Origin of the sequence: uncultured Rikenella sp. (assembly GCF_947628055.1) — a bacterium.
Classification (GTDB): Bacteria; Bacteroidota; Bacteroidia; order Bacteroidales; family Rikenellaceae; genus Rikenella.
On record NZ_CANQYJ010000154.1, the window covers coordinates 1 to 3,856 of the forward strand.

Consider the following 3,856-nt stretch of genomic DNA (forward strand, 5'->3'; position numbering starts at 1 on the left):
CGGTACCCTCTTTGGGGTAGTTTATCTTGCTGCCGGCAGGCCAATAAAACACCCGAAGGGTGCGGATCGCATGCCGAGCGGCCCCGGCACCGCATCTTACAAAGCGAAATCATTTCGACAAACGACAGTTTATTGAAATAAGATTTCGCTGGCGCGCAGGAAAAGCAGCAGAAGTAAAGGCGGCTCGGTTCGTGTGTCGAGCGACCCTGGTCCCGCGCGTGACAGTTGGAGTAGGAAATCGTTCAAAAGCAGTTTGCGCTTTTGAACAAAATTTCCGCCAGCGCGCGGGAAGTGGATTTCTCGGTATCCGACTCGCAGAGTCGGGCGCCCCGAAGCCACCCGGCGCGGAGGGGCGCAACGCGCACAGCTTGTTGCTCCTCTGCTGGCTTCGGGACGGGGTTGCGGCCCGCCCGGTTCTGCGAACCGGAGACTGTGAAACCCGACGCGCGGAACAACGACTGTTTTGATCTGCAAAGGCCGGAACCGGCGGGGGTATCTGGGGTGGCACCCTGGGAACACCACAAGGGCGGCAAAAGGCAATTCGGCTTCGTTTCCCTCCTTGCCTCCGGACATCCGACGAATCGCACGCAAGTGACTGCGTCGGTTGTTCGCCAAAAGAACACACACTCAAACCGGCCAAAAACAGATCGATAGATTTAATCGTAGTTTTTTCGATGCAAGGGTTTGCATATTGCCGAAAAAAACTTACCTTTGCATCCGTAAATATGATCGCGGGGTGGAGCAGTTGGCAGCTCGTTGGGCTCATAACCCAAAGGTCGGAGGTTCGAGTCCTCCCCCCGCTACTGAGAGGTTCTGCGTTGTCGCAGAACCTCTTTTTTTATCTGAGGGACGCCCGGAACCGGTGAGCGGAACTGCATCCCGACGAGTAACCAGGAATATAAGCGACAAAACAGCCTTTTACCCAATCGGTAAAAGGCTGTTTTGTTGAAATTGCTGTTGTGCTGCACGAAATGTCCTTCGGCTTTCCCTTCACGCAGTGCCTGACAACTCTCACGCACATTCCGCCCCGCTGTATTTCATCTCCGAAGAAGAGCGGATAGTAGTGTTTTCCCGGTCTCCTCGCCGATTCGTCGCAATCAATCATATCATCTGATTAACCGTTCGATTATTCTTTACCTTATTGGAGGCAACTGCCGCTTTCTTGAAAGAAAGTGGCGCAAAGAACTTTTGAGATAGCTGCGCTACTCCTTAGGCTCCGCAGTCCTCTTGCATTGCGTTTGCTTTTGGCCGGTGCAATAGACCGCTCTATTGCACCTCAGTTCGACCTCGCGCCCACCCCCCGAGCGGCTTCGCCGCTGGGCGCAGAGGTCGGCGATCCGAAGGATCGCAATATAAAGAGCGGTCTATTGCTCCCGGCCAAAAAGGATCGAAAACATAAGGGTATCCGGCAGGCTCAAGAGATGCGTTAGCATCTCAAAAAGTTTTTCTGGTTCTCGCTAACTTCGCTTCGCTCGTTTTCCTCCTCGCCGCTCACCATAGTCCGCAAGCGGCCTCTGGATTCGCTGGCAGCGTCGGTTGTTCACAAAGAGAACAATACCCTCCCAATAGAGTAGAAAATAATCGACCGGTTATTTAAAGATCAGTTTGAGAATGTCATTTCCATTGGCCAAGATGACGATGCCGAAAACGATGATCATACCCACCAGCTGCGCCCGTTCCATGAACTTGTCGCTCGGCGTCCGGCGCGTAATCATCTCGTACAGGATAAACACCATGTGCCCCCCGTCCAGCATCGGGATCGGCAGGATATTCAGCACCGCCAGCATGATCGAGATCAGCGCCGTGATCTGCCAGAACGAGAGCCAGTTCCACTCGCCCGGGAAGAAATTGCCCATCGCGATGATCCCCCCCACCGACTTGTACGCCTCCGTTTCCGGCGAGACGATCAGTTTCAGCTGTTTCAGATAGCTTCCGATCGAAGTGAACGCCCGGCCGCAACCCACCGGGATCGCCTCCCAGAACGAATACTGCCGCGTGCTGATCGGATAGATCGCCGCCAGGTTCGTACCCGCCAGATACGCCCCCACCTGTCCCTCCGCAGAGACCGGCACCTCCGCCGTCAGCCGCTCCCCGCCCCGGACGAACGTCACGGACGCCGTATCCCCCTTATGTCCGGCGAACGCCGTGCGGAACTCGTCGAACCACCGCATCGGCACCCCGTCGACCGCCACTAATGAGTCGCCCGCCGCAAGCCCCGCCCTCTCCGCGCCCCCGCCCGGCATCACCTTGCCCACCACGAACGGCATGCGCAGCGAGATGAACTCCTTGTCCTTGAGCATCGACTTGATATGCTTCGTGTCGATCGTGACCGTCACCGGTCTGCCGTCGCGCTCCACCTGCACCTCGCGCACCTCGTCCAACAGAATGGTCGCCGGCACCTGCAAATAGTTGTCCACGTATTCCCCCCCCACCGAGATGATCTTGTCCCCGTCGCGGAAGCCGATCTCGTGCGCCACCTCGCTGAACATGAAGCCCGGCTCGACATCTTCGGTCTTGATATACGAATCGCCCCACGCACAGGTAATCCCGATATAGATCCCGATCGCCAGCAGGATGTTCATCAGCACCCCGCCCACGATAATCAGCAGCCGCTGCCAGGCCGGTTTCGAGCGGTACTCCCACGGCTTCGGTTCGCTTTTCAGCTGGTCTTTGTCCATCGACTCGTCCACCATGCCGGCGATCTTGCAATACCCGCCGAACGGCACCCAGCCCATCCCGTATTCCGTCTCGCCGATGCGGAATTTGAAGATCGAAAACCACGGGTTGAAAAAAAGGTAGAACTTTTCCACCCGCGTGCGGAAAATCTTGGCGAACAGGAAGTGGCCGAATTCGTGGACCAGCACCAACAGGGAAAAACAGGTGATGACCTGCAAAATTTTGATGAAAACCTCCATTTATAGAAGAAAGTAGTAGTATTAACGGTTTAAAAACGAGCCGAGTATCCGCCCTTTCACCACCTCCCGCGCTTCGGTGTCGAGCGACACGTAATCCTCTAACGTCCGCAGCGCACAGTCCCTCCCTGTTGAAGAATAGTGCTCCAGCGCCCGCCGAATGATCTTGTAAATATCTGTAAAACGGATGCGCCCCTCTAAAAATTCCGCCACCGCCACCTCGTTGGCCGCGTTCATCACGCAAGCCCCCCCCGGGCCATATCCCCCTCCAAGCACTTCATAGGCCAGCCTCAGACACGGATATTTCGCTTCGTCCGGCATCTCGAAAGTCAGCGCGCCGCACAATGCCGGCTCAAAAACCGCCGCCCCTTTCACCGGCAGCCGGTACGGAAAGGTCAGCGCATACTGGATCGGCAGCCGCATGTCCGGCACCCCCATCTGCGCTTTGAACGCTCCGTCCGCAAATTCCACGAACGAATGCACCGCCGACTGCGGATGCACGACCACGTTGATCCGTTCCGCCGGCAGATCGAACAGCCACCGCGCTTCGATCACCTCGAACCCTTTGTTCATCATCGTGGCGCAGTCGACCGTGATTTTCCTGCCCATCTCCCAGCAGGGGTGTTTCAAAGCATCGGCCACGGTAACCCGATCGAGCTCCGCCTGCGGCACATCCCGGAACGCTCCGCCCGAAGCGGTCAGCACTATCCGTTTCACAGACGCCGCGGTTTCCCCTATCAGGCATTGGAAAATCGCCGAGTGTTCCGAATCGACCGGAATAATCGGCGCCTGGCATCGCTTCGCCTCTCCCATGACCAGTTCGCCCGCCACCACTAAGGTCTCCTTATTGGCCAGCGCTATTTTCTTCCCCGCGCGTATCGCTGCCAAGGTCGGCGCCAGCCCCGCGAACCCCACCATGGCCGCCACCACGGTATCCACCCCCG

At 57.2% G+C, this 3,856-nt stretch carries 2 protein-coding genes and 1 tRNA gene; 1 reads left to right on the forward strand and 2 read right to left on the reverse strand.

Features of this window, described 5'->3' with window-relative positions:
• The first annotated feature begins 730 nt into the window (after positions 1 to 730).
• Positions 731 to 803 (forward strand) — tRNA-Met (locus tag Q0Z93_RS09880).
• Between the two features lie 786 nt (positions 804 to 1,589).
• On the opposite strand, the gene rseP is transcribed toward Q0Z93_RS09880, so the two are convergent.
• Positions 1,590 to 2,915 (reverse strand): RIP metalloprotease RseP, encoded by a 1,326-nt coding sequence (gene rseP / locus Q0Z93_RS09885; protein WP_298065078.1) that lies wholly within the window; start codon positions 2,913 to 2,915, stop codon positions 1,590 to 1,592.
• A gap of 21 nt (positions 2,916 to 2,936) precedes the next feature.
• Positions 2,937 to 3,856: 1-deoxy-D-xylulose-5-phosphate reductoisomerase (dxr, locus tag Q0Z93_RS09890; protein ID WP_298065081.1), on the reverse strand; the 920-nt coding region annotated here is incomplete at its 5' end.